Origin of the sequence: Pararhizobium sp. A13, from assembly GCF_040126305.1 — a bacterium.
In the GTDB taxonomy this organism is placed as follows: Bacteria; Pseudomonadota; Alphaproteobacteria; order Rhizobiales; family Rhizobiaceae; genus Pararhizobium.
Genome location: NZ_CP149512.1, coordinates 128,190 through 154,464 on the forward strand (window position 1 = coordinate 128,190; position 26,275 = coordinate 154,464).

23 protein-coding genes and 2 pseudogenes are annotated in these 26,275 nt (G+C 61.8%); 16 read left to right on the forward strand and 9 right to left on the reverse strand.

Annotation, left to right across the window (positions count from 1 at the left end; all coding sequences use genetic code 11):
- Positions 1 to 8: 8 nt before the first annotated feature.
- A complete protein-coding gene (locus WI754_RS29280) occupies positions 9 to 1,055 on the forward strand; it encodes a glutathione synthase (RefSeq protein ID WP_341486531.1) in 1,047 nt (348 codons plus the stop codon).
- Between the two features lie 57 nt (positions 1,056 to 1,112).
- Positions 1,113 to 1,793: a hypothetical protein gene (locus WI754_RS29285; protein WP_341486532.1), complete on the forward strand. Its 681-nt coding sequence runs from the start codon at positions 1,113 to 1,115 to the stop codon at positions 1,791 to 1,793.
- A gap of 10 nt (positions 1,794 to 1,803) precedes the next feature.
- On the opposite strand, the gene WI754_RS29290 is transcribed toward WI754_RS29285, so the two are convergent.
- Complete coding sequence (locus tag WI754_RS29290; protein ID WP_341486533.1) at positions 1,804 to 2,172, reverse strand: hypothetical protein; 369 nt, start codon at positions 2,170 to 2,172, stop codon at positions 1,804 to 1,806.
- 315 nt (positions 2,173 to 2,487) lie between these two features.
- Between WI754_RS29290 and WI754_RS29295 the strand changes: the two genes are divergently transcribed.
- From WI754_RS29295 to WI754_RS29305, 3 genes are all read left to right on the forward strand, one after another.
- Positions 2,488 to 2,727: a DUF2934 domain-containing protein gene (locus WI754_RS29295; RefSeq protein WP_341486534.1), complete on the forward strand. Its 240-nt coding sequence runs from the start codon at positions 2,488 to 2,490 to the stop codon at positions 2,725 to 2,727.
- A gap of 259 nt (positions 2,728 to 2,986) precedes the next feature.
- Positions 2,987 to 4,465, forward strand: a complete 1,479-nt coding sequence (gene glgA, locus WI754_RS29300) for a glycogen synthase GlgA (RefSeq protein ID WP_341486535.1) — start codon at positions 2,987 to 2,989, stop codon at positions 4,463 to 4,465.
- 393 nt (positions 4,466 to 4,858) lie between these two features.
- Positions 4,859 to 6,946 (forward strand): mechanosensitive ion channel family protein, encoded by a 2,088-nt coding sequence (locus WI754_RS29305; protein WP_349438085.1) that lies wholly within the window; start codon positions 4,859 to 4,861, stop codon positions 6,944 to 6,946.
- 7 nt (positions 6,947 to 6,953) lie between these two features.
- On the opposite strand, the pseudogene WI754_RS29310 reads toward WI754_RS29305, so the two are convergent.
- From WI754_RS29310 to WI754_RS29330, 5 genes and pseudogenes are all read right to left on the reverse strand, one after another.
- Positions 6,954 to 7,273, reverse strand: a pseudogene (locus WI754_RS29310) (type II toxin-antitoxin system PemK/MazF family toxin).
- A 147-nt stretch (positions 7,274 to 7,420) separates the two neighbouring features.
- Positions 7,421 to 7,510: pseudogene (locus WI754_RS29315) on the reverse strand (AbrB/MazE/SpoVT family DNA-binding domain-containing protein); the annotation flags it as partial.
- 146 nt (positions 7,511 to 7,656) lie between these two features.
- A complete protein-coding gene (locus WI754_RS29320; protein WP_341486537.1) occupies positions 7,657 to 8,037 on the reverse strand; it encodes a DUF6481 family protein in 381 nt (126 codons plus the stop codon).
- Positions 8,038 to 8,257: 220 nt separating this feature from the next.
- A complete protein-coding gene (locus WI754_RS29325; RefSeq protein ID WP_341486538.1) occupies positions 8,258 to 8,473 on the reverse strand; it encodes a hypothetical protein in 216 nt (71 codons plus the stop codon).
- 150 nt (positions 8,474 to 8,623) lie between these two features.
- Positions 8,624 to 8,833: a cold-shock protein gene (locus WI754_RS29330; RefSeq protein ID WP_037127964.1), complete on the reverse strand. Its 210-nt coding sequence runs from the start codon at positions 8,831 to 8,833 to the stop codon at positions 8,624 to 8,626.
- 547 nt (positions 8,834 to 9,380) lie between these two features.
- On the opposite strand from WI754_RS29330, the gene WI754_RS29335 reads away from it, so the two are divergent.
- Both WI754_RS29335 and WI754_RS29340 read left to right on the forward strand, forming a co-directional pair.
- Positions 9,381 to 10,313, forward strand: coding sequence for a VOC family protein (locus WI754_RS29335; RefSeq protein WP_341486539.1), 933 nt, complete (start codon positions 9,381 to 9,383; stop codon positions 10,311 to 10,313).
- A gap of 12 nt (positions 10,314 to 10,325) precedes the next feature.
- On the forward strand, positions 10,326 to 10,925 hold the full coding sequence (locus WI754_RS29340; RefSeq protein WP_341486540.1) for an alpha/beta hydrolase: 600 nt from the start codon (positions 10,326 to 10,328) through the stop codon (positions 10,923 to 10,925).
- A gap of 230 nt (positions 10,926 to 11,155) precedes the next feature.
- Here WI754_RS29340 and ggt read toward each other — a convergent pair whose 3' ends face one another.
- Complete coding sequence (ggt, locus tag WI754_RS29345) at positions 11,156 to 12,892, reverse strand: gamma-glutamyltransferase (RefSeq protein ID WP_341486627.1); 1,737 nt, start codon at positions 12,890 to 12,892, stop codon at positions 11,156 to 11,158.
- 261 nt (positions 12,893 to 13,153) lie between these two features.
- Between ggt and WI754_RS29350 the strand changes: the two genes are divergently transcribed.
- Positions 13,154 to 14,173, forward strand: coding sequence for a GH25 family lysozyme (locus WI754_RS29350; RefSeq protein ID WP_341486541.1), 1,020 nt, complete (start codon positions 13,154 to 13,156; stop codon positions 14,171 to 14,173).
- Between the two features lie 743 nt (positions 14,174 to 14,916).
- Here WI754_RS29350 and WI754_RS29355 read toward each other — a convergent pair.
- Positions 14,917 to 15,756 carry an IclR family transcriptional regulator gene (locus WI754_RS29355; RefSeq protein WP_341486542.1) on the reverse strand — a complete coding sequence of 280 codons (840 nt, stop codon included), beginning with the start codon at positions 15,754 to 15,756 and terminating at the stop codon, positions 14,917 to 14,919.
- Between the two features lie 378 nt (positions 15,757 to 16,134).
- Here WI754_RS29355 and gcl point away from each other — a divergent pair, with 378 nt between their 5' ends.
- The 5 genes from gcl (at position 16,135) to WI754_RS29380 (ending at position 21,489) form a co-directional block, all read left to right on the forward strand.
- The gene (gcl, locus tag WI754_RS29360) at positions 16,135 to 17,919 is read left to right on the forward strand and encodes a glyoxylate carboligase (protein WP_341486543.1); all 1,785 of its coding nucleotides are present in this window, start codon (positions 16,135 to 16,137) and stop codon (positions 17,917 to 17,919) included.
- Between the two features lie 23 nt (positions 17,920 to 17,942).
- Positions 17,943 to 18,758, forward strand: a complete 816-nt coding sequence (gene hyi, locus WI754_RS29365; protein WP_341486544.1) for a hydroxypyruvate isomerase — start codon at positions 17,943 to 17,945, stop codon at positions 18,756 to 18,758.
- 5 nt (positions 18,759 to 18,763) lie between these two features.
- Complete coding sequence (locus WI754_RS29370; protein WP_341486545.1) at positions 18,764 to 19,648, forward strand: 2-hydroxy-3-oxopropionate reductase; 885 nt, start codon at positions 18,764 to 18,766, stop codon at positions 19,646 to 19,648.
- Between the two features lie 62 nt (positions 19,649 to 19,710).
- Entirely contained in the window at positions 19,711 to 20,991 is a 1,281-nt protein-coding gene (locus WI754_RS29375) for a glycerate kinase (protein ID WP_341486546.1), read from the forward strand.
- An 84-nt stretch (positions 20,992 to 21,075) separates the two neighbouring features.
- Entirely contained in the window at positions 21,076 to 21,489 is a 414-nt protein-coding gene (locus WI754_RS29380; RefSeq protein WP_341486547.1) for a DUF4174 domain-containing protein, read from the forward strand.
- A 7-nt stretch (positions 21,490 to 21,496) separates the two neighbouring features.
- Here the strand turns inward: WI754_RS29380 and WI754_RS29385 are convergent, their stop codons facing one another.
- Complete coding sequence (locus WI754_RS29385; protein WP_341486548.1) at positions 21,497 to 22,711, reverse strand: TIGR03862 family flavoprotein; 1,215 nt, start codon at positions 22,709 to 22,711, stop codon at positions 21,497 to 21,499.
- Positions 22,712 to 23,057: 346 nt separating this feature from the next.
- Between WI754_RS29385 and WI754_RS29390 the strand changes: the two genes are divergently transcribed.
- Genes WI754_RS29390 through WI754_RS29400 form a run of 3 tightly spaced genes read left to right on the forward strand, consistent with a single transcriptional unit; the run spans position 23,058 to position 26,269 of the window.
- A complete protein-coding gene (locus WI754_RS29390; protein ID WP_341486549.1) occupies positions 23,058 to 24,221 on the forward strand; it encodes an isovaleryl-CoA dehydrogenase in 1,164 nt (387 codons plus the stop codon).
- 46 nt (positions 24,222 to 24,267) lie between these two features.
- On the forward strand, positions 24,268 to 25,875 hold the full coding sequence (locus WI754_RS29395; RefSeq protein WP_341486550.1) for a carboxyl transferase domain-containing protein: 1,608 nt from the start codon (positions 24,268 to 24,270) through the stop codon (positions 25,873 to 25,875).
- Positions 25,876 to 25,885: 10 nt separating this feature from the next.
- Positions 25,886 to 26,269, forward strand: a complete 384-nt coding sequence (locus WI754_RS29400) for a RidA family protein (RefSeq protein ID WP_341486551.1) — start codon at positions 25,886 to 25,888, stop codon at positions 26,267 to 26,269.
- Positions 26,270 to 26,275 lie beyond the last annotated feature (6 nt).

Here is a 26,275-nt window from a genome sequence, read left to right on the forward strand (position 1 = left end):
GAGCCGCCATGCGTATCGCATTCTTCGTCAATTCGATCGAGAGCGAGGAGACTGGCTTCACGACGACGGCGCTGGCGATGGTGGCAGTCGCCCGCGGGCATGACGTTTGTTACGTCGCTCCGGGCGATTTCGTGCTGCGGCCGGACGACAGCCTGATGGTACGCGCAACGGCGGTTCCCGCCGCGAAATACAAGGACCCGCAGGCCTTTCACGACGCCTTCCAGGGAAAGGATGCCAAGATCCAGACCATCGACGTGCGTGAGGTTGACGTTATCTTCCTGCGCAACGACCCTTCGCTCGATTCCGATGATCGCCCCTGGGCGGCCTATATCGGCGCCATGTTCGGGCGGCTTGCCAGCGAGCGCGGTTCGATCGTCGTCAACGATCCGTCAGGCCTGTCGCTTGCGCAAAACAAACTCTATTTCCAGGACTTTCCAAGGGCCGTTCGTCCCGAAGCGCTGATTTCCAAGAGCATAGAGGAAATCCGCGCCTTCATCGCAGATCATCGAAAGGGCGTCATCGTCAAGCCGCTGCAGGGCTCCGGCGGCAGACACGTCTTCAAGGTCGCGTCGCCTGACGACGCCAATCTCAACCAGATTTTCGAGGCAGTCAGCGGCGAGGGTTACCTGATCGCCCAGGCCTACATGCCAGAGGCCAAGGCAGGCGACATCCGTTTCTTCATGATGAACGGCAAGCCTATCGTTCGAGACGGCGTCTATGCCGCTTTCCGCCGTGTCCCCGCCAAAGGCGATCTCCGCTCGAACATGCATGCCGCCGGTACCGCCGAGGCGGCGAAGATTACCGACGGTATCCTGGCGATCGCCGAGATGGTCCGCCCAAAACTGATCGAAGACGGAATGTTCCTGGTCGGTCTCGATATCGTCGGCGACAAGATATTGGAGATCAATGTCTTCACGCCCGGCGGGCTTCCCGATATCGTCGGCATGCACAAGATCGATTTTTCCGAGGAAATCATCGAGGCGCTGGAAAACAAGCTGGTTATCCGCAAGACGTATGCAGGCTCGATTTCCAATCGGGCGCTGGCAACGCTTTGAGCTGTATTGCGTCGCCATCTGTGCTATCGCGTGCGCCTCTGACGATTGGAAGCGCCCGTGATCCCCTGGACCCACATTGACACAGCGATAATGCCGGACGGCGGTGGCGAACTGCGCCTGAAGCAGCGCGGGAGCGAATTTTCCATCATGCTCGGCACCATCGAATTGATGAACAGCCGGCTGAGCGGCTCCGAGGAAGCGCTGGCGCGCCTATCCTATGAACGGATCCGCAATCACGCTCGACCGCACATGCTGATCGGCGGGCTTGGCATGGGCTTCACGCTCAGGGCCGCATTGGCCGAACTCCCTGCCGATGCGCGCGTGACCGTTGGAGAGCTTGTTCCCTCCGTGGTCAAATGGGCGCAGGGGCCGATGGCGGAGGTGTTCGGCGGTTGTCTCGATGATAACAGGGTGACCATCCGCGAAGGCGATGTCTACCGGCTCATCCAATCGGCGACTGGCGACTATGATGCGATTCTTCTCGATGTCGACAACGGGCCGGAAGGCCTGACCCGCAGGGCCAACGACAATCTCTACAACGTGACTGGCCTTCGCGCGGCACGCAGTGCGCTGCGGCCGAACGGTGTTCTGTCCGTCTGGTCATCGGCGCCGGATGCAGGTTTTACGCTCCGACTGCGTGACGCCGGCTTTGCCGTCGAGGAACTGAAGGTGCGAGCCAGCACCAGAGGCGGCGGCGCGCGCCATGTGATCTGGATGGCGACGAGGAACGGCAAATAGGTCGGGCGGCTTACAGACCCTCACGTTCCAGCAAGGTGCGGACTTCCTCGAACCGGCGCTTGTTCTCCGGATTCCTTTCGCCTGCCGAATAGCAGGTGCTGGCCAGGCAGAAACGCTGCAACCCGAACGGTGCCGTCGTCCTCGTGAATTCGCAGGAGATCACGTCGACCATGTCCTTCTTCTCGACACCATCGCGGGTGGAATAAGTCAGGCGAGCACCCGGCGGCTTCAGTTCGGGAAAGGACTGGACGACGCCGGTGTGCAGATTGTCCGTCATCAAAAGATGTTTTGCCACTTTGACACACAGGTCTTCGACCTTCATCGACTGGGCAGCGGCCGGAGTTGCGGTCAGCGCCAGCACGAGAGCGATTTTTTTCATGGCGCACTCCTGAAATGCGAGCCGACTGGCCAGCACGAACTATATAACTGCGCGCGGCGCTTTCGGTTCCACTTAAGACTGTGCAAAAAAGCTTGCGCCGGATACTTTTATCGGCGATCGAAGTGGCGTAAGCTCAACCTGCGATTGGTTTTTGACGCGTCCTTTTCTCAAATCTTGAGACCGCGTAATTCTGGTGTGAATCCCGGTTTTGCAGTTTGAAAGATCCACGCTGGAAAGCAGCGTGTACGGGCATTGTCAGGTAGAACCAAGCGCTCTCGTCGCAGTTATTGTTGGCCATATGCAAGGGAGAAGCAGATGACGGATATCAGCGAAGACGACATCAGGACACGAGCTTACACTCTCTGGGAAGCCGCCGGCTGCCCGGACGGTAGTCATGAAGAGAATTGGCTGGAGGCATTGCAGCAACTGTCGAAGGAAGCAGAAGCCGCTGCAGCCGGTATTCCGACGAAGACTCCAAGGGCCTCGAAACTTTCGGTCGTCAAGAACGACCCGGTGATCGAGCCCGCCCCCAAGAAACGTACCAGAACGGTCTGAACCGGCCTTTGCGGAGTGCCGGTGAACCGGGGCTCCGCAAACGGATGACAGTGTCGATCGGCGCGCATCTGGCTGTGAAATACGGCCGGGATTCGCTTGCTCTCCAATTTGCGTGCTGGTTCTGCAGGACAAAATTTTTTTGATGCCCGATGCGCTTTTCTGCGGACATCGACTTCGCTTTGCAACATCATGGGATTGAGAGAGCGGTCCATGCCGCTGCTTTGCGATCGTAACCGTCGGTACAAGGAATGTAACCTGCGTGAAAATACTTTCGGTGACGTCGGAAATCTTTCCATTGATCAAGACCGGCGGCCTTGCCGACGTAACAGGCTCCTTACCCAAGGCTCTTACGGGCTACAACTGCTACACGCGTACGCTCGTTCCGGGCTATCCCAGACTGTTTGCCAAGCTCACCGGCGCCCAGCAGGTTCATTTCTTCCCTGATCTCTTCGGTGGTCCGGCCTCTCTTCTGGAAGCCCGCTATGAGCAGCTGGACCTGTTGATCCTCGATGCACCGGCGCTCTACAATCGCCCCGGCGGCCCCTACCTCGATGAAACCGGCCACGATCACCCGGACAACTGGAAGCGCTTCGCGGTCCTGTCCTACGTGGCATCGGCCATCGCTGGTGGCCTGATCAGGAACTGGTCGCCGGACGTCGTTCACACGCATGACTGGCAGACGGCGCTGACCTCCGTCTACATGAAATATTCGAGCACCGCCCGAAACGTGCCAAGTGTGCTGACCATTCACAATCTGGCTTTTCAGGGCCAGTTCCCGACCTCCGTCGTCAGCCAGATCGGCCTGCCGCCTGAGGCCGTATCGCTCGATTGCCTCGAGTATTACGGCGATATCAGTTATCTCAAGGGGGGCATCCGCACCGCCACTGCCATCACCACCGTCAGCCCCACTTATGCCCGCGAGGTGATTTCGCCCGAACTGGGCATGGGCATGGCGGGAGCCCTTGGTTCGCGACCGCGGGCGCTGACGGGTATTGTCAATGGCATCGACATGGAGATCTGGAACCCCGCCACGGACACCTATCTGCCCGCCACCTATGACCACAAGCGCATGAGGCTGAGAAGCCGCAACCGCGCGAAACTGCTGGAAATGTTCCGGCTCGATGACGGCCCTGGACCGATCTTTGCGGCAGTCACCCGGCTGACCTGGCAGAAGGGCGGCGACATGCTGGCCGAGGTAGCCGAGGAAATCTCCTATCTCGGCGGCCGGCTGATCGTGCTCGGCAAGGGTGAGGAGCACATCGAGACAGCACTTCTCGCCGCCGCCGGACGCCACCCTGATCGCATCGGTGTCCGGATCGGCTATGACGAGGCAACGGCCCACCTCATTCACGGCGGCGCCGACGTCATCATCCAGCCGTCCCGCTTCGAGCCCTGCGGTCTCACCCAGCTTTATGCCTTGCGTTATGGCGCAGTGCCGGTGGTGTCACGCACTGGCGGACTGTCCGAGACGATCATCGATGCCAATGATGCGGCGATCTCGGCCCGGGTGGCGACCGGCTTCCAGTTCCATCCGGCGACCCCCGAGAACCTTCGTCTTTCCATTCTTCGCGCCTTCGCGGCCTACCACGATCCGAAGAAATGGGCACGCCTTCAGAACCAGGGCATGAAGGCGAATTTCTCGTGGGAGCGAAGCGCCGAACAATATGCAACGCTCTATGCCCAGCTCATTCCGGACCGCCCGGCAATGGCGATCGTTTCATCAAGAGCCGCCGAGTAAAAGGCACTGATGCTGTCCCGCAAGATCCCGCCTATGCCGGGATAATTTCGGCGCGAGCAAAGCTTTCGTCAAGCGGCGCAGCAGCGACTGGGCAGCAAGATACCAGCCCGCTCTGCGAACATCCGCTCAGCGATCGATGTGCTTGAAATCAGGGCCATGCGGTCTTCGAAGCGGTGCCGCGGGGACGGCATGCCTGAACCGAAAGATCGAAACAGCGACATCTCGTTTTTCGTTGCGCAGGGGCAGGTGACAAAGTGCAGCGGCAATGCTCTAACTCTCTGAATTGCATGAACATGCTTTTGGGGCGGTATGACTTTTGAGGGGGGGCCGCGCGTGAAGAGAGTTTGTGATATCCGGCTGTTTTTGCCGAAACTTTGGCTGATGGTGGCTGTCATGGTTGTTGTGGCAGTCTGTGGCGGCAAGCCCGTTCTCGCGCAGACGCCCACTCCGGCTGTATCCGAGCAAAAGATCGATCAGCTGATCAAGCTGCTCGACGATCCGGAAGTCCGGGCCTTGCTGAACAAGAGCGCGGCCACGCCCACTTCGCCGGCCGCGGAACCAGCTGCGGACATGTCCGCGGAGACGTTCAGCACCTGGGGCAACAGGATCCGCGAGCATTTGCGCAATATCGGGCAGGCCGTCCCGCAGGTTTCCTCCGAATTCATGCGCGCCGGCGGCACCATTGCCGCAGAGATCAACGGCCACGGCCCGTTTGGTGTGTTCCTGCTTTTCCTGACGTTGGTTCTGATCGGTCTCGGTGCAGAGTGGCTGTTTCGCCGCATCGCCAGCCGCAGCCGCGCGCATGCGGCGCTGGTGGCCGGCGAAAGCGTGCTGCATCGGGCCGGCCACCACCTGTTTGCCGTTCTGGCGCCACTGGTGGCCTTCAGCCTGGCGAGCCTTGGGCTGTTCATGGCGCTGACATGGCCGCCGCTTCTGGAAGCGATCATGCTGCCCTTGCTGCTGGGCGTCATTGCCTGCCGCTTCGTGAACCGTATTGCCCGGCTGCTGCTCGTCGGCCCGCCGTCTGCAGAAGGTCTGGAGACCCCCCGCGGTCTCCTTGCGATCGATGCTGCCTCCGGCGCCTTCTGGTACAAACGCATCTTCTGGTTTTCCTGCATCTTTTTTGCGGGCTGGGCGTTCGCCGGCGTGATGACGGCACTTCATATCGCTCCTGCGGTTCGAGGCGTAGTCGTCTACATGCTTGGCCTCGGCTTGCTGCTGGTTGGCATCGAAACCGTCTGGAACCGTCCTGCGGCCATTGTCCGGCCGCAGGGCCGCGGTGTGATGGAGTGGGCGCTGACGGCCTATCTCTGCCTGTTGTGGGGTCTGTGGGTGGCAGGAGTGATCATCATTCTGTGGCTCGGCATCTATTCCCTGATCCTGCCCGGCCTTTTGAAGACGACGACCGCCACTGTGCGAAATGCATTCGCCGCCAAGCACGACGCTCCCGACGGCGGCAATCCGGTGATCGAGGTGCTTGTCGAACGCGGCGCGCGGGCCGGCATCATTGCGCTCGCTGTCGCCTGGCTTGCCTTCCTCGTCAACAGGCGATCCTCGATGTTCACCGGGGAAGGGATGACCGATCGTCTCATTCAAGGTGTCTTGGCGGGGGCCATCATTCTGCTTGTCGCCGATATTCTTTGGCAGATCGCCAAGGCGGTCATCAACCGTACAATTGAGCGAGCACGAATTGCCACCGGCGACGATGCCCAAAAAGCTCGAAACGCCCGCCTCCTGACATTGTTGCCGATTCTGCGGACCATGCTGGCGATTGTCATAGCGCTGATTGCGGTCATGATGGTGCTGTCCGGCCTCGGTGTGCAAATCGGCCCGCTGATTGCAGGGGCCGGCATCTTCGGCGTGGCGATCGGCTTCGGCTCGCAGACGCTGGTCAAGGATGTGATCAGCGGCGTCTTCTACATGATGGACGATGCCTTCCGGGTCGGCGAATACATCCAGGCCGGCAGCTACAAAGGGACGGTGGAATCCTTCAGCATCCGCTCCGTCAAGCTGCGCCACCATCGCGGCCCGGTCTTCACCGTGCCCTTCGGCTCGCTCGGCGCCATCGAGAACATGAGCCGCGACTGGGTGATCGACAAGTTCACCATCTCGGTCGCCTATGACACCGACATCAACAAGGTCCGGAAAATGGTCAAGGGCATTGGTGCGGCGCTGCTCGAGGACGAGGAGTTCGGCCCCTTCATCATCGAAACCGTCAAGATGAAGGGCGTTGAGCAGTTCGGCGACTACGGCATCAGTCTGAGCTTTGCGATGATGACCAAGCCCGGCTACCAGACGATGATCCGCCGGCGGGCCTACATGATGATCCGCGAGGTCTTCGTCCAGAACGGCGTCGTCTTTGCTTCGCCGACGGTCCAGGTGGCGGGCGGCGACCAGTCCTCGGCCGCTGCCGCGGCAGCAACCGTGAAAGCTGTGATGGACCAGAAGAAACTGGCCGAAGGCGGAGGCGAGGGGGCTTGAAGACGCCTTACTCGTCGTAGAGTTCCCGCAATGTTTTCAGCGTCTGTCTGAGAACGCCGCCTGACACGGAACCGAGGCGCTTGACGAGCCGTTGCTTGTCGAGCGCTCGGGACTGTTCCAGCAGGATGAGCCCGCGGATGCCCTGGAAGATGACGGGGACGCGAAAACCGGCGGGGCGGCGGCCGGACGTCATGGGCGCGACGATGACCGTGCGCAGATGGTTGAGGATCTCGGCCGGTGAAATGATCAGACAGCGCCGGGTTTTTCGGATTTCGCTGGCGGCTGTCGGATCAAGCCCGCAAGCCAGACGTCACCATGCTTTACCATGTCAGCGTGGCTGCCGAATTCTGGCCATTCAGGCTTGTCGTCCTCGGCGGCGGCAAAGCGCTTGGCGTCCTCCGCCCAGCCCTTACGCGGCGGATTGGCGATGCGCTCGATGACGATCCGGCCCGCCTCGACCTTGAGTTCGACACTGTCGCCGGCCTCGACACCGAACTCCGCCAAAAGCGGCTTCGGGATGATGACCGCCGCTGAATTGCCGATGTTTTTTACCGCGCTCAACATCGCACTTTTCCGTTCGCTGGCGATATCTCTATATCATCCATACGCGTTGGTTTTAACAAAGTTGCACGAAGGCCGGTTCCAATGGACGACCGGGCGACGACGAGCCGCCTGACGGTGTTCAGCCGGCCTCGCGCATTATCGCGTTCTTAGCGCTGGCGGGCCTTGCGGGCAGCATAACGGCGATCGCGTTCGGCCTTGCGTTCGGCTTCGTCGGCCACAACACGTGCGATGCGGTCGCGCTCGGCCTGTTCGCGGGCCGTCGCTTCAGCCTTCTGCTCTGCTTCTGCCGCTGCGGTTAGGGCCGCGGCTTCGGCGAGCTGGCGCTCGTTCTCTTCCTGCTTCAGGCGGTCGCGCTCGGCGCGGCGGGCTTCGCGTGCTGCCGCGTTCGCCTGCCGTTCGGCAAGCTTGGCGGCGAGTGCCGGATCATCCGCCTTCGGTGCCGATGCAAACTTCTTCAGAAGCTGCTGCTTGGCCTCGGCCGCAGCTTTGCGCCGATCGGCAAAGCCATTATCGGTTGCGTGTCTCAATCTTCGTCGTCCTTGTTGGTAGATTTATCGTTTGACCGGCCCTTGGCCGGCGAGAAGCTCGGGTCGCGAAAACCGCGACCACCTGCCATTTCGCATTTTGCGCTTCCTCAAGATAGAGCGGAAACACCAAAAAAACAGATAGGCCACCGTCTTTCGTGTCCTATTTCACTACGACCGAAGAATAACAGCGATATGGCGCCGGGGACAGCGCAGCGGGCAATCAGCGTTTTGCGGACTTCCTTGACGCAGGAAGCTTTACGGGCGTGTTGGCTTCCCTTTCCAGGCGTAACTCCCGCAGCCTGAGGGTTTTTGCTTCGCGCTCGGCCGCAACGTCGTCGATTTCCGAAATCGTCCGGTTGCGGGCCATGAACTGCGTCTGCGTCCTGCTGAAGGCGGTTTCTGCCTGATCGCGGGTTTTTGTCGAATTCTCGGTCACAATGATTATCCTTTGGCTCTCTCACCTGCATGCCATGTGGCCAATAATCGGCCACGAAAAAAGGCCAGGCGATATGCCTGACCTTCCATTGGGCGTTACCTCGTCAACGATGCCAGTACATCCGTGGTCACCGGAGAGGCTCCGTCCGATTTAGGCAGCCTGGAGCTGGCAAGCGGACATTTTGCCCGACTTGTTGTCGCGTTCCATCTCGTAGCCGATCTTCTGGCCTTCGACGATTTCGCGCATGCCGGCACGCTCGACAGCGGAGATGTGAACGAAAACGTCGGCGCCACCGTCGTCAGGCTGAATGAAGCCGAAGCCCTTGGTGGAATTGAACCATTTAACTGTGCCAGTGGTCATAACGAACCCTTTCAATAGCAACATGTATTCACCACCGTACGACGCACGGCGGGTCTTAATCTCGATTTTTGAAGGGGGAAGTTCGTCAGAGACGCGCTGAGCGCGGGCAGAAACAAATATCGGTCAAACAACTATCGATGACCGGTATATAGGCTCATCTTTCCGACTTGTCAACTTTTGGTTTTCTCGTTGTCTGCATTGACCTAAAGGTTGTATTTGTTTTTCATTCGCGTTGGCTGATCGCCGCCGCTATGGCGGCTTCCCGGAAATTTCGCGTCATGCGCCCGAACCTGGAAAGACGCGCGGGTGTCCGCTCCGCTGCATCGCAAGAGCACGCCCACTGGCGACTGCGACGGGTGCACTTTCATCGATCTGTGCGTGATATGAAACGCGAGCATCCTCGCGGGCTCGTTCCTTGAACAGTTTCTTTCGACTGTTCAGCTATTGGAGACAATCCGTCCAATCCCACACACCTATCACTAGACCGCAAATAGGCACATCTAAGGAGGCGAAACGAGGCCCGCTCCGGGCAGAAAGGGATCAGATCATGCTCACTCAGATCAAGGGACTGCATCACGTCACCTCGATGGCGGCAGATGCCCGCACCAACAACCAGTTCTTCACCGACGTGCTCGGCCTGCGCCGGGTCAAGAAGACCGTCAACTTCGATTCGCCCGACGTCTACCACCTCTACTATGGCGACGAGACAGGTGCCCCCGGCACGGTCATGACCTACTTCCCGTTCCCGGACATGGGCCCCGGTCGGCCGGGCACCGGCGAAGTCGGCACGACCGTCTTTTCGGTTCCCGAAGGCTCGCTCGGCTTCTGGAGCGACCGGCTGTCGAAACGCAGCGTTACCGGCCTGAAGGCGGAAGAGACCTTCGGCGAGAAGCGCCTGAACTTTGCCGGTCCCGATGGTGACGGCTTTGCACTGGTCGAAGTTCGGGACGACAACCGACCGGTCTGGACGGCAAATGGCGTCAGTCAGGATCACGCGATCCGCGGCTTCCACTCCGTCGCCATGCGCCTTCGCGACGAAGGGGCGACGGCCGAGCTTCTGAAGTTCATGGGTTATGAGACGCTTGAGGCCAGAGATGGCGTGACGCGACTGATCGTGCCCGGCGCCAATGGGGCCGGTCTCGTCGATCTCGAGACCATGCCGAACATCCAGCGCGGTCTGCAGGGTGCAGGCTCCGTGCACCATGTCGCCTTCTCGGTCGAAAACCGCGAAAAGCAGCTTGAGGTGCGCAAGGCACTGATGGATACGGGTTACCACGTCACGCCGGTGATCGATCGCGACTACTTCTGGGCGATCTATTTCCGCACACCGGGTGGCGTTCTGTTCGAGATCGCCACCAATGAACCGGGATTTGACCGCGACGAGGATACCGCCCATCTCGGCGAAGCGCTGAAACTGCCGCAGCAGCACAAGCATCTGCGGCCGATCCTCGAACAGCATCTACAAAAGCTCGAAGGCTAAGGGAGAAACATCATGGTTGACTATGGCTACGTGCACCGGCTGAAGGCCGGTGCACCCGGAAATCCGATCTTCTTCGTCTTCCATGGGACCGGCGGCGACGAGCGGCAGTTCTTCGATTTCGGCGGTGACCTCCTTCCGGATGCGACGATCGTCTCGCCGCGTGGCGACGTCTCCGAACATGGGGCGGCGCGCTTCTTCCGGCGCACCGGCGAGGGCGTCTACGATATGGCAGACCTTGCCCGGGCGACCGACAAGATGGCGGCGTTCGTCGCCACGCTTGCCAGGGAATACGAGGCATCTGAAGTGATCGGGCTTGGCTTTTCGAACGGCGCCAACATCCTTGCCAATCTGCTGATCGAGAAGGATCTGTTCGACAAGGCAATCCTTTTGCATCCGCTCATTCCCTTCAAGCCGAAGGACAATGCGACGCTTGAGGCCAGACAAATCCTGATCACCGCCGGCCAGCGCGACCCCATCTGCCCGGCTCCGCTGACGCAAGCCCTTGCCGACTATTTTACGGCGCAGAAGGCGGCCGTGGATATCGAATGGCACACGGGCGGGCACGATATCCGGCAGAACGAGATCGAGGCGGTTCAGCGGTTTTTGAGGTGAGTGCTGCCGGCTCCCTCTTGTCCCCAGCAGGGAGAAGTGCCGAGCGAATGCGAGGCGATGAGGGGTGGTTCGGCAGGCTTCGAAATCAATGGCTTCGCCCCATCATCCGGCCCGCGGCCTGTCCTCGGGCTTGCCGAAGGCAAGTCCCGGGGAAGCCACCTTCCCCCCCGCCGGGGAGAAGAGCGTGTTCGCCGCTCCTGCGAGCAACAAATGCCGGAACGCGGTTCCCCTCAATACCCCCTTGCGGCCCCCGCCGCAGCCCGGCTGTCCATCGCGCCATTGTACCTTGCGCCGCCGCCTTCCTCGATTTCGGCCAGGTTCTCACCGCCCACAAGAATGCCGGCCGCTTGTCCCCAGATCGGCCAGCTCGCATCGATCTGCACATCATGGCCCATTTCCGTCAGCAGCTTCAGCGTATCGGACGACAGCGCATAGGGCTCCATATAGACCTTGTCCGGCAGCCATTGGTGATGGATGCGCGGGGCGTCGATGGCTTCCTGGATGCTCATGCCGTGATCGATGACGTTGATGATGGCTTCCAACGTGATGGTGATGATGCGGGCGCCGCCGGGGCTGCCGATGATCATGAAGGGCTTGCCGTCCTTGGAGATGATGGTCGGACTCATCGACGACAGCGGCGTCTTCTTCGGCGCGATGGCGTTCGCCTCGCCCTGCACCAGGCCATAGAGATTGGGTGAGCCCGGCTTTGAGGTGAAATCGTCCATCTCGTTGTTGAGCAGGATGCCGGTTCCGGCTGCGACGACGCCGGCGCCGAAGGAGCCGTTCAGCGTATAGGTGACCGCGACCGCGTTGCCGTCCTTGTCGATGATCGAATAATGCGTCGTCTCGGAGCTTTCGCCCATGCCCTTCGGCATCAGGTCCTGTGAGACCCCGGCCTTGAAGGGATTGATCTTGGCGCGGATTTCCTTGGCGTAGGCCTTGTCAAGCAGCTTTGCGACGGGGTTTTCGACGAAATCCGGATCGCCGAGCGCGGAGTTTCGGTCGACATAGGCGTGACGCATGGCCTCGATCATCACATGCACGGTCTGCGCCGAGCCATGGCCCGTGAAGGCAATCGGGTAGCCTTCCAGCACGTTGAGGATTTCGCAGATGATGACGCCGCCCGAGCTCGGCGGCGGCGAGGAGACGATGTGGTAGCCGCGATAGTCGCACTCGACCGGCTTCAGCTCGCGCACGCTATATTGCTCGAAATCGGCCTTGGCGAGAATGCCGCCGGTCGCCGCGCTTGCCTTGACGATATTGTCGGCGATGGCGCCCTTGTAGAAGGCGTCGGCGCCATGTTCGGAAATGCTCGTCAGGCTCTCTGCAAGATCGGGCTGCAGCAGTTTCTCGCCGATCTCGAAGGGCTTGCCGTCGGGTTTGAGGAAGATCGCGGCAGCCGCCTTGTCCGTCGACAGTTTCTTCGCCCCATTGGCGAGCGAGGCGACGTCGCCCTGTTCGAGGACGAAGCCCTCCTTGGCGAAGCGGACCGCCGGGCCCAGAAGTTCGGCGCGTGACAGCGTGCCGTAGCGCTCGCGCGCCGTCTCGAAGCCCATGACGGAGCCGGGCACGCCGACGGCGAGATATCCGGTGGTGCTGGCGCCTTTGACGATCTCGCCCTTGTCGTCGAGATACATGGTCTTGGTTGCGGCGAGCGGCGCGCGTTCGCGGAAATCGAGGAAAGTCGCCTTGCCGTCCTTCAGCCGGATGGTCATGAAGCCGCCGCCGCCGATATTGCCGGCGGTCGGGTAGACGACGGCAAGCGCATAGCCGACGGCAACCGCTGCATCAACCGCGTTGCCACCCTTCTTCAGGATCTCGACGCCGACATCGGAGGCGAGATGCTGGGCGGTAACAACCATGCCATGTTCGGCCTTGACTGGCTCGGGCGAGGCGGCGAGGGCAGGCGAAAGGGCGAGGGAAAAGACGAGAGCAAAGGAAGCGAAGGTGCGGGCAACGGGTTTCATGGCGGTCTCCCGGTTCCAGTTTTTCGGACGGTGCATCTTTGCCGAGATCACGCGGCAATGCCAGTCATTTCACCCCGCCTCGAGGGGGGAGGGTCGCAGCGAAGCTCCGGGGCGGGGTGATTTTCGCATCAAGCAATGGTACCCCCCCACCCGCCGCACATGAGAAAGATCGGATTCAATCTTTGTTGGTAATTTTCCGTTAGCAATTGACGTCAGTGGGCGCGGCGGCGCCGTGGGCTTTTGTTTTGCGTGTGTGGTCCTATGCGTCTATCGGCTGTTCTAGCACTCTTCCTCGTCGGCCTTGCCCTTTCGGGCTGCGGTTCGCGGCCGGACAGCGGCGCGGCGGCGCGGCCGTCGCCGGAGACGACCAACTCGGTCACGCAACCGGTCGTCCCCGTGCCTTCGGCGGAGGTGGCTGATGCCGGCATTGAGGCCGCGCCGCAGCAGGAGGAACTGGCCTGGGCGGGACAGGTGCCGCAGCCGCAGGCCTTCGAGGCGGTGGCGACCGAGGGCATGGCCATTCCGACGGAGAGGCCGGTTGCGCTGATGACGCCCGACGATCCCGCGATCGAGACGAAGCCGGGCAGGCGGGCGCAGATCTACAGCCGCCAGTTCCGCGACGCGCATCCAATCAATTTCGGTTCCCGCTCGCCGAGGAAGCTTGCGGTGCATGGCGTCGACATTTCGCGCTGGCAGGGCGAGATCGACTGGGCAAGGCTCAGGAGCCAAGGGGCGAACTTCGCCTATATCAAGGCGACCGACGGCGGCGACCATCTCGACCCGATGTTCAGGAAGAACTGGAAACGCGCGAAGGAGGCCGGGCTGAAGCGGGGCGCCTATCACTTCTTCTACTGGTGCCGCACCGCCGGCGAACAGGCCGACTGGTTCATCCGCAACGTGCCGCGCGACCCACAAGCGCTGCCGCCGGTGATCGACGTCGAATATAACGGCGAGTCGAGCTGCAAGCGCCGCATCTCGCGGGCGAAAGTGCTGGAAAAAATGCAGGTCTTCATGGACAAGCTGGAGCGGCACTACGGCCAGCGCCCGGTGATCTACACCGCACCGGACTTCTATCGCGACAATCTGGACGGCGAATTCCCGAACCACCCCTTCTGGCTCCGCTCCGTCGCCGCCCACCCCTCGAAAGTCTATCCGGGCCGCAAATGGCTGTTCTGGCAATATTCCGGCTCCGGGCTTTCGCATGGGGTTGAAGGCAGGATCGACCTCAATGTGTTCCATGGGAGCGAGGAGGATTGGCATGGGTGGGTGGCGGGGCTGTAAGGTGAGGACGATCTAGCGCCTGATCCCGTCATGCCTGTACTTGTCACAGGTATCCAGCCAAGCAGCGAGAGACGCCCGTTCCGGTATTGCAAGAGTCCTTTGGCGGAGGAGAAAGAGCAAAATCGGCGACCGTTTGAATGGGCGGCTTCGGACCGCCCACTACCGCAAGACGAATCGAGGTAGCCAGAGCAGCACAGAAGGCCTACGGCCCACAGCGGGCGGCTGTGCCGCCTGCCGTTGTGGTACCACAGTCGACCGACGGATTGATGGAACTAAACCCGGTTCTGGACGTTGAGTTGGGTTGGAGTCTATCACGACCAACGCACCGTGCAGTAAGCACGATGGAGATGGCCAGGTACTCCGAGGAGACCTACATGGATATCACCACACTTCTCGTCATAGTTCTCATACTTGTCTTGCTGGGCGGCGGTTTTTACGGCCGAGGACGCTGGTATTAGCCAACGCTTACACGCTATGGATGGCTGTCCAGTGACAGGCGGACTTCCGTGCGGCAAAGTTATTGGCTGGCTACCGCCAGCCAACAACGATAACGCCAGGGCATGCCTCAAAGAGTAACAAGTCCGAAGGCCAAAAGGCTGCCGAAGCAGGTGTCGAGGCTTTCGGAAAGATCTTGGCCCGTAGTTGCCGCTGATCCCGTATCGATGCTGCTTACGCACGCAAAAGTGGGCCGGCAATACATAGTCAAAAATACCACGTCGCCCCGGCGTAGCTGGCGGGCGCTTTCACGCCACCACCCGTCCCCCCATCGCCCGCGTCACCCCCGCCGCCGCTTCCCGCACCACCGGCCCGAGTTCCGTCAGCTTCCCATCCGGCAGCCGGACCGCCGGCCCCGACACCGAAATCCCGGCGATCGCTTCGCCGTATTCGTTGAAGATCGGGGCGGCGAGGCAGCGCATGCCGAGCGTGTGTTCTTCGTCGTCGATGGAGAAGCCGCGGGTGCGGATGGCTGCGAGGTCGGTCATGAGTTTGGGGAGGGTGTCGCGGGTGTTGGCGGTGAAGCGGGGGAGCGGGCGTGTCGCGAACAGACTTTCGACAGCCGGTTCGCCCCAGGTCGAGAGGATGGCCTTGCCGATGCCGGAGGCGTGGATCGGGCCGCGGCGGCCGGGGCGGAAGAAGGCGCGCATCGGGGCGTGGCTTTCGACCTGCGAGATGAAGACGACGTCGCCGCCGTCCTCGATGCCGATATTGGCGGTTTCGCCTGAGTGTTCCATCAGCTGTTTCAGGAAGGGGCGGCTGATCGTGCCAAGCTTGCGGAAGCGCAGGAAGGCGTTGCCGATCTCGAAAGCCCTCAGCCCGATCGTCCAGGCACCGGTTTCGGCGTCGTGGGCGACCATGCCGTGCGCGCCAAGCGAGGTGAGCAGGCGGTGGACGGTCGAGGGGGCCATGCCAGACTGGTCGGCAAGCTCGGTGAGGGCAGCACCATCGGCGCTTGCCACGAGGTCAAGCAGTTTCAGGCTGCGGTCAAGCACCTGGACGGAGGAGGGGGCGGCGTTTTCATTGGCCTTGCGGCCGGGTTTGGCGCGCAATTGATCCTGTTTCGGTGATTGCGGCTTGTCTGCCATGTGCGTCCTTTGCCCCGTTTTCTCATGACATATTGCATCGTTGCGCGAACCGGAACTGGTTTGCGGAGCCATGCGGCGTTTCCTTACCTCTCCCCGCCTGCGGGGAGAGGTAAGGAAAGAATTTGAAGCCGGCCTGATGCTCCCCCGCAGCAGAATTCGCGTGGATGTCAGCGCTTGCCGCGAGCTCCCTCTTCTCCCCACCGGCGGGGAGAATTGGGAGTTCGCGATCCATAGGCGTTTACCCTGCCCCTGGTGACATCGATTGCTTCCGATTCGTTGAAAATGTTTATTTCCATATGATGGGAATGATTTCCATTATTTAATTGCGACCTCGAGAAAAAGGACTACCCTCACTCTCAGACGATGGAGGATCTAGTCATGGCGAAAATGCGCGCTGTCGATGCGGCGGTTCTGGTTCTGGAGCGGGAAGGCGTCGATTGCGCCTTCGGGGTTCCGGGCGCGGCGATCAATCCCTTTTATTCGGCGCTGAAGGCGCGCGGCTCGGTCAGGCACATCCTGGCGCGGCATGTCGAGGGCGCCTCGCATATGGCGGAAGGCTATACGCGCGCCCGGCACGGTAATATCGGCGTGTGCATCGGCACCTCGGGGCCGGCCGGCACCGACATGATCACCGGGCTCTATTCGGCCCAGGCGGACTCGATTCCGATCCTCTGCATCACCGGCCAGGCGCCTCGCGCCCGCCTCGACAAGGAGGACTTCCAGGCCGTTGACATCGCCAAGATCGCAGGGCCGCTGACCAAATGGGCGGTCACCGTCATGGAGCCGGCGCTGGTGCCGTTCGTCTTCCAGAAGGCGTTTCATCTGATGCGCTCGGGCCGCCCCGGGCCGGTGCTGATCGACCTGCCGGTCGACGTGCAGCTCGCCGAGATCGAGTTCGACATCGGCACCTATGCCTCGCTCGGCGCCTACAAGCCCTCGGCGACGCGGGCTCAAGCCGAGAAGGCGATCGCCATGCTGAACGAGGCCGAGCGGCCGCTGATCGTCGCCGGCGGCGGCATCATCAATGCGGATGCCTCTGATCTCTTGACCGAATTCGCCGAGATCACCGGCGTTCCGGTCATCCCGACGCTGATGGGCTGGGGCACGATCCCGGACGATCATCCGCTGATGGCCGGCATGTGCGGGCTGCAGACCTCGCACCGCTACGGCAATGCCAATCTCTTGGCGTCGGACTTCGTGCTCGGCGTCGGCAACCGCTGGGCCAACCGCCATACCGGCAACGTGCCGACCTATACGGAGGGGCGCAAGTTCATCCATGTCGATATCGAGCCGACGCAGATCGGCCGCGTCTTCGCGCCGGATTTCGGTATCGTCTCGGATGCGGGCGCAGCACTGAAGCTGTTCCTCGACGTCGCGACCGAATGGAAGACGGCGGGCAAGTTGCGCGACTGGTCTGGCTGGGCGGAGGAATGCCGCGAGCGCAAGCGCACCATGCTGCGCAAGACGCATTTCGACCAGACGCCGCTGAAGCCGCAGCGCGTCTACGAGGAGATGAACAAGGCGTTCGGCCGCGACACCTGCTATGTCTCGACGATCGGCCTCAGCCAGATCGCTGGCGCGCAGTTCCTGCATGTCTACAAGCCGCGCAACTGGATCAATTGCGGCCAGGCGGGGCCGCTCGGCTGGACGCTGCCTGCAGCGCTCGGCGTGCGCGCGGCGGATCCGGACCGGCCGATCGTGGCGCTCTCGGGCGACTATGATTTCCAGTTCATGATCGAGGAATTGGCGGTCGGCGCCCAGCACAGGCTGCCCTACCTGCATGTGGTCGTGAACAATTCCTATCTCGGCCTCATCCGCCAGGCGCAGCGCGGCTTTAACATGGATTTCGAGGTGAGCCTCGCCTTCGACAACATCAACGCGTCGGGCGATGCGGAGAAAGGGTACGGCGTCGATCACGTGGCCGTCGCCGAAGGCCTCGGCTGCAAGGCGATCCGGGTGAGGAGCCCGAACGAGTTCCAGGAGGCTTTCGCGAAGGCAAAGGCTTTGATGGACGAACATCAGGTGCCGGTCGTCATCGAATTCATACTCGAGCGCGTCACCAATATTTCCATGGGTGCGGACATCAATGCGGTCGTCGAGTTCGAGGAGCTTGCCGAGCGCGGCGAGGATGCGCCGACGGCGATCATGGCGCTGCTCGACTGATCACAGAACAAGGAGGATTGTTCATGCCGAAGTTTGCGGCAAACCTGACCATGCTTTTCAACGAGGCGCCGTTCCTCGACCGGTTCGCGCTGGCCGCCAAGGCCGGGTTCGAGGCGGTGGAATATCTCTTTCCCTATGATTTCGACGCCCACGCGCTGAAGGCTGCCCTCGATGCCAACGGCCTGCTCCAGGTGCTGCACAACCTGCCGGCCGGCGACTGGGCCGGCGGCGAGCGCGGCATCGCCATTCTGCCCGACCGGATCGACGAGTTTCGGCGCGGCGTGGCCAATGCCATCGACTACGCGACGGCGCTCGGTTGTACCCAGGTCAACTGCCTCGCCGGCATCGCCCCGACAGGCGTTTCCGATGACGTCCTGCGGGCGACCTTCGTTGCCAATCTCAGACTGGCGGCGACCGAACTCGGCAAACACGGCATCCGGCTTTTGATCGAGCCGATCAACTGCTTCGACATTCCGGGCTTTTACCTCAACACGGTGGATGAGGCGGCCTCGATCATCGCGGAGGTCGGCAGCGACAACCTGTTCATCCAGTACGACCTTTACCACCAGCAGAGGACGCAAGGCGAGCTGATCGGCACCTATCTAAAGCATAGGGACCGGATCGCCCATATCCAGCTCGCCGACAATCCGGGTCGCAACGAGCCCGGCACCGGCGAGATCAACTATCCCTTCGTCTTTTCGGCGCTCGAAGCCGCCGGATATGACGGCTTCATCGGCTGCGAATACAAGCCGCGCACGACGACATCCGAAGGGCTCGGTTGGCTGTCAGAGGCAAACCGCCAGCCCCGCAGCGCAGACATCATCAAGATCAGGAGCTAAGCATCATGGCCACAATCGGCTTTATCGGACTGGGTATCATGGGCACGCCGATGGCGCGCCACCTGCAGGATGCCGGCCACAGCGTCGTCACCTCGAAATTCTTCATCCCGCCGAAGCAGGAACTCGTCAACAACGGCCTGCTGTTTGCGGAAAATCCGAAGGCGTTAGCCGAAGAGGTCGACATCATCATCCTGATGCTGCCGGACACGCCGGAAGTGAAGGATGTCCTGTTCGGCGAAAACGGCGTTGCCTACGGCCTGTCGAAGGGCAAGCTGGTCATCGACATGAGCTCGATCTCGCCGATCGAGACCAAGGAATTCGCCAGGAAGGTCCGCGAGACGGGCGCCGAATATATGGATGCGCCGGTCTCCGGCGGCGAGGTCGGTGCCAAGCAGGCGTCGCTGTCGATCATGGCCGGCGGCACTGAGGAAAGCTTCGAGCGGGCGCTGCCGCTGTTCAAGCTGATGGGCAAGAACATCACGCTGGTCGGCGACTGCGGCGACGGTCAGGTGACCAAGGTCGCCAACCAGATCATCGTCGCACTGACCATCGAGGCCGTGTCCGAAGCACTGGTCTTCGCCTCCAAGGCCGGAGCCGACCCGGCGCGGGTGCGCGAAGCGCTGATGGGCGGGTTTGCCTCCTCCCGCATCCTGGAAGTGCACGGCGACCGGATGATCAAGCGCACCTTCGATCCCGGGTTCCGGATCTCGCTGCACCAGAAGGATCTCAATCTGGCACTGCAAGGGGCAAAATCACTTGGCATCTCGCTGCCGAACACGGCTGCAACCCAGGAACTGTTCAACAACTGCGCCGCCAATGGCGATGCCGGTCTTGATCACTCGGGCCTCGTCAAGGCTCTGGAACGCATGGCCAACCACGCGGTCGCCTGACGACAGGACCGGGCGGCAAGGAGGAAGGCCGCCCGGTCTTTTATTGGATGAGGATAGGAAATATGGCGGCGATCGCGGACCCCAAGGCTTTTCTCGAAACGTTGTTTCACGCGGCAGTCGCCGCTGCCGATCCAGCCAGGGTGCTGGCGGCGAACCTGCCGGAGAAGCCGAAGGGCAAAGCGGTGGTCATCGGTGCCGGCAAGGGTGCCGCGCAGATGGCGCAGGTGTTCGAACGACTGTGGGACGGGCCGCTTTCGGGGGCGGTCGTGACGCGCTACGGCTATGGCGCACCCTGCGAGCGGATCGAGGTGCTGGAGGCATCGCATCCGCTACCGGATGAAAATGGCTTGAAGGCGTCAATGCGGCTGATGCAGGAGGTAAGCGGGCTGACGGAGGATGATCTTGTCGTCGCGCTGATCTGCGGCGGCGGATCGGCACTGCTGCCGATGCCGGCGGCTGGGCTGACACTGCAGGACGAGATTGCCGTCAACCGGGCGCTGCTGGCCTCCGGTGCGCCGATTAGCGTCATGAATGCGGTGCGCAAGCAGGTCTCCCGGATCAAGGGCGGGCGGCTGGCGGCTGCGGCGTATCCCGCAAGGGTTGTGTCTTTGGTCGTGTCGGACATTCCCGGCGATGATCCGGCGCTGGTTGCTTCAGGCCCGACAATCCCCGATGGCAGTACGCGCGAGGATGCGCTGAGATATATCGAGCGTTATCGGCTGGACCTGCCACAAAAAGCCATGGATTTCATCCGCGGCGGCGACTGCGCCGCACCAACACCGTCCGATCCGCGCTTTGTAGGCAATACCGTCCATCTCGTGGCATCGGCTGCGGGTTCACTGGCGGCGGCGGCGGAGGCGGCGCGCGCGGTCGGCGTCGAGGCCGCCATTCTCTCGGATGCGATGGAAGGGGAGGCGAGCGAGGTCGCGCGCGTGCATGCCGCGATCGCGCGAGAAGTTGCCGTGCGCAACCGGCCGTTCAAGAAGCCTGTCGTCATTCTCTCCGGGGGCGAGACCACCGTGACGATCAAGGAGGGGGGCAGGGGCACGGGTAAGGGCGGGCGCAACAGCGAGTTCCTTCTGTCTCTGGCTCTCGGTATCGACGGATGCACCGATGTCTCGGCGCTTGCGGCGGATACGGATGGGATCGATGGGTCTGAAGACAATGCCGGGGCGTTTGCCGATGGCACTTCGATTGCGCGCCTTGCCGCAAACAATATCGATGCCGCGGCACTTCTCGACCGCAATGACAGCTGGTCCGCCTTCGATGCGATCGGCGATATTTTCAAGCCGGGGCCGACGGGCACGAACGTCAATGATTTTCGGGCGATCCTCGTTCAATAACTGTATCCTTGAGCGAAAATCTGGAACCAAACGCCGGCTTGCCTGTTTGTCCCCTCAGGGTTCAATATCACGAGGATCAAGGCGATGCTGAAATCACTGACTGCCGATGTGTTCGGCATGGGTGTCGATCCGCAGCATGGCGGCGAAAGCCTTGTCGATTTCGAATGGCGATACCGGGTTCTCGTTATCTTTCCCTGCGAGGATCGCAGTAAGGCCACGCGCCAGGCCAATATGCTGTTGGCCGAAACCGAGGGGCTACGGGAGCGCGATTTGATCGTGCTGGAAGTCGGCCGCGACGATGTGACGGTGCTGTTCGGGCCGCATTACGCTCTCAATCCCTACGCTATCCGCTACGATCTCGATGTCGCCGATGGCGTCTTTGCCCTGCTGCTTGTCGGCAAGGATGGATTGGTCAAGCTGCGGTCGGACGATGTCGTGCCTGTCTCCACCATTTTCGAGTTGATCGACCAAACGTCGCAACCGAAACCTTCAAACTGAGGCGAGATCACTGCCGTGCTTGCAGCCATTCCATGATGCCGCGCGCGGCGGCGCGGCCGGTGGCGAAGCAGGCCGTCAGCAGATACCCGCCGGTGGGAGCCTCCCAGTCCAGCATCTCTCCGGCGGCGAAGACGCCGGGAAGCACTTTCAGCATATATCGCCTGTCGAGACTGTCGAAGCAAATGCCGCCGGCCGAGGAAATGGCTTCGGCAATGGGGCGCGGCCTGAGCAGCGGGATGGGCAGTGCCTTGATTAGTCGTGCCAGTTTCCCGGGATCGTTCAGGGCGGCCACGGGCGCGACTTCCCGCACCAGAACAGATTTGACGCCTTCCAGGCCGGCGCCCTTGCGCAGGCGATTGGAGAGGCTTGCCTTTGCGTCCTGCCGGGCAAGGTCCTCGGTCAGGCGCTCGACGCTTCTTCCAGGAGCGAGATCGACCGACAGCGCAGCTTTTCCGTCTCGCGCCAGCGTGTCGCGCAGCGCCGCTGCATGCGCATAGACGAGGCTGCCCTCGATCCCATGTTCGGAGACCACGAATTCGCCGGGAAAGGTCCCGGCATCCGACGTGGCCGTTACCGATTTCAGCGGCGCGCCGGCCAAGCGGGTTTTGAAGATATCGCTCCAGGCAACGTCGAAGCCGCAATTGGCGGGGTGGAGGTCGGTTATTTCAACGCCCTTGCCGCGCAGCAAGGTGGTCCAGGCTCCATCCGATCCCAAGCGCGGCCAGCTGGCGCCGCCGAGCGCGAGCAGCGTCGCGTCGCTGCGGATCACTGTCCTTCCATTCGGCGTTTCAAAGACAAGATCGTCGCCGGCAAAACCCGTCCAGCGATGACGTGTGAGCATTGTTACGCCTTGCGCTTCGAGCCTGCCGAGCCAGGCGCGCAGAAGCGGCGACGCCTTCATGACGTTCGGGAAAACGCGCCCGGACGTGCCGACGAATGTTTCTGTGCCGAGCCCTGCCGCCCAGGCGCGTACATTGGATGGCGTGAAGGCATCGAGCGCCGGGCGCAATCTGTCGGATGCGCCTGCGAACCGGATGGCGAAGCGTTCGTAGTCCTCGGAATGGGTGATGTTGAGGCCGGATTTACCGGCCAGCAGGAATTTCCGGCCGAAGGTCGGCATCCCGTCATAGACTGTCACCACATGGCCGGACAGCGAAAGCACCTCTGCCGCCATCAGGCCTGCCGGCCCGCCGCCGATGATCGTGATCTGTTTTCCTGCCATGATCTTTCCGCTGCCGTTGTCGTGGTTCCGTCTTGAAGCTTGCCGGCGTCGTATGCAAGGGCGAGAGCGACGGTAGCCGATTGTCCGGACAATCCAAACGACGGCTTTCCCGCGGCGATTTTTTGCAAATCATGCGTGCAAGCCTCTGTCTTGGTTCGGAAATTGTTGCGCGGGTGTGATAGTCTCGAAATTCGACACCGGTACGGCGGAAGAGGAGTCCGTTGCGCCGGCATCACTCGACGGCTGTGAACTCGCAGGAGAGCAGTGTCCGCCAAGCGCCTCGGTCGAGGTCGCGGAGGATATCGCTCGTACCCGGCATAGAGCAGCGTGATAGGGAGGAGGCCCGATGTATTCAGGTGGTTTGAGCTTTGCCCTGGGCGAAGAAATCGAGGCGCTGCGCGAGACCGTACGCCGGTTTGCCAGCGAGCGCATCGCGCCGCATGCAGCCGACATCGATCGAGACAACAGCTTTCCGACGCCGCTCTGGCGGGAGCTGGGCGATCTCGGGCTGCTCGGCATCACCGCGGGGGAAGCTTACGGCGGAAGCGGTCTCGGTTATCTCGCCCATTGCGTGGCGATGGAGGAGATCAGCCGCGCTTCGGCGTCGGTGGGCTTGAGCTATGGGGCGCATTCCAATCTCTGCGTCAACCAGATCAACCGCAACGGCTCGGATGCGCAAAAGCAGCAATATCTGCCGAAGCTGGTTTCCGGTGAGCATGTCGGAGCGCTGGCGATGTCCGAGCCGGGCGCGGGCTCCGATGTCGTCTCGATGAAGCTCAGGGCCGACAAGCGCGGCGATCGTTATGTGCTGAACGGCAGCAAGATGTGGATCACCAATGGTCCGGATGCCGATGTGCTGGTGGTCTATGCCAAGACCGATCCGCAGGCAGGTCCGCGCGGCATAACGGCGTTCCTGATCGAAAAGGGTTTCTCCGGCTTTTCCACCGGCCAGAAGCTCGACAAGCTCGGCATGCGCGGCTCCAATACCTGCGAACTGATCTTTAGCGATTGTGAGGTGCCGAAGGAGAATGTGCTCGGCAGCGTCGGCGGCGGTGTCCGCATCCTGATGTCGGGCCTCGACTACGAGCGCGTCGTGCTCTCTGCAGGGCCGCTCGGAATCATGGCGGCTTGCCTCGACGCCGCTGTCCCCTATCTGCATGAAAGAAAGCAGTTCGGTCAGCCGATCGGAGAATTCCAATTGATGCAGGGCAAGATCGCCGACATGTACGTGACGCTGAATGCCGCGCGCGCCTATGTCTACGCCGTGGCATCCGCCTGCGACCGCAGCGAGACGACCCGCAAGGACGCGGCCGGCTGTATCCTCTATGCGGCAGAGCGGGCGACGGCGCTGGCGCTCGAAACCATCCAGGTGCTGGGCGGCAACGGCTATACGAACGACTATCCGGCGGGCCGTCTGCTCAGAGATGCAAAACTCTATGAGATCGGCGCGGGAACCTCGGAGATACGGCGTATGCTGATCGGCAGGGAGATCTTCGGCGAGTCGGCATAACACCAGGGGTGAAGGAGTGCAGAATGTTTGGTCGATCGGGGGATGAATGGCCGTTCTGAAATCGCAGATTTCGACGTCTTCGGAGGCATTCCGTGCCAACAGCGCGGCGATGAGCGAAGCGATGCGCGTGGTGGAGGAGGCAGCACTTCTGGCGGCCGGCGGCGGCGGCGAGATGGCGCGCGATCGCCATGTCAGCCGCGGCAAGATGCTGCCGCGCGAGCGCGTGGCCCAGCTGGTCGATCCGGCGACGCCCTTCCTCGAAGTCGGTTTGACCGCCGCGCATGGGCTCTACAACGGTGATGCGCCAGCTGCAGGCTTGATCACCGGGATCGGCCGCGTGTCCGACCGCGACTGCATGATTGTCTGCAATGACGCCACCGTCAAAGGCGGCACCTACTATCCGATGACGGTGAAGAAGCATTTGCGGGCACAGGAGGTCGCGGCGGAGAACAATCTGCCCTGCATCTATCTGGTCGATTCCGGCGGCGCCAACCTGCCGAACCAGGACGAGGTTTTTCCGGATCGCGATCATTTCGGCCGTATCTTCTACAACCAGGCCAACATGTCGGCCGCCGGCATTCCGCAGATCGCGGTGGTGATGGGGTCGTGTACGGCGGGCGGCGCCTATGTTCCGGCGATGTCGGACGAGGCGATCATTGTCGAGGGGCAGGGGACGATCTTTCTGGCCGGTCCGCCGCTGGTTCGGGCAGCGACGGGGGAGATCGTCTCATCCGAGGATCTGGGCGGCGGTGACGTGCATACGCGGCTGTCCGGCGTGGCCGACCATCTGGCGCGCGACGATGCGCATGCGCTGGCGTTGGCGCGCCGGTCTGTCGCCAATCTGAACCGGCCAGGAATTGCCACCGTCGAGCGGCAAGCGCCGGAGGAACCAATCTACGATCCGGACGATATTCCAGGCATCGTCCCACCCGACCTGCGCACGCCCTATGACATTCGCGAAGTGATTGCCCGCATTGTGGATGGTTCCCGGCTGGACGAGTTCAAGGCGCGATACGGCACCACGCTTGTCTGTGGCTTTGCTCATGTGCACGGTATCCCCGTCGGCATCATCGCCAACAATGGCGTGCTGTTTTCGGAATCGGCGCTGAAGGGCACGCATTTCGTCGAGCTGTGTTCACAGCGAAAGATTCCTCTTGTCTTCATGCAGAACATCACCGGCTTCATGGTCGGGCGGAAATACGAGACGGAAGGTATTGCCAAGCACGGCGCCAAGCTGGTGACGGCGGTGGCGACGACCAAGGTGCCAAAGATCACCATGCTGGTCGGCGGCTCCTTCGGCGCCGGCAATTACGGTATGGGCGGTCGGGCCTTTTCGCCGCGTTTCCTCTGGACCTGGCCGAACAGCCGCATTTCGGTGATGGGCGGCGAGCAGGCGGCGGGCGTTCTGGCGACCGTGCGCGGCGATGCGCTGAAGCGGGCAGGCACGCCCTGGACGGAGGAAGACGAGGCGAAGTTCAAGCAGCCGGTGCTGAACCTGTTCGAAACCCAGAGCCATCCGCTCTACGCCTCGGCGCGGCTCTGGGATGACGGCATCATCGATCCGCGCAAGAGCCGCGACGTGCTGGCACTCTCCCTTTCGGCGACCTTGAATGCGCCGATAGACGATACCCGATTTGGTCTGTTCAGGATGTGAGGAGATGACAATGAAACGCGACGTTTTCAATGCCAAGAATGCCCCTCAACCGCGCGGCGGCTATTCGCAAGCCGTCCGGCTCGAGGATTTCCAGCGGTTGCTTCTCGTCAGCGGCCAGATCCCGACGGATTCCGACGACACCGTACCAGCCGGCTTCGAAGCGCAGGCACGGCAGGTCTGGCTCAATGTCGACGCGCAGCTGAAAGCGGCGGGAATGACCAAGGCGGACATCGTCAAGGTGACGACCTATCTCGCTGACCGGCACCATACGATGGCCAACCGCGAGATCCGCAGCGAGTACCTGGGCAATCTGGCGCCGGCAATGACGGTGGTGATCGCCGGTATTTTTGACGGGGCCTGGCTTCTCGAGGTCGAAGTCGTCGCCGCGCAGTAGACCGGA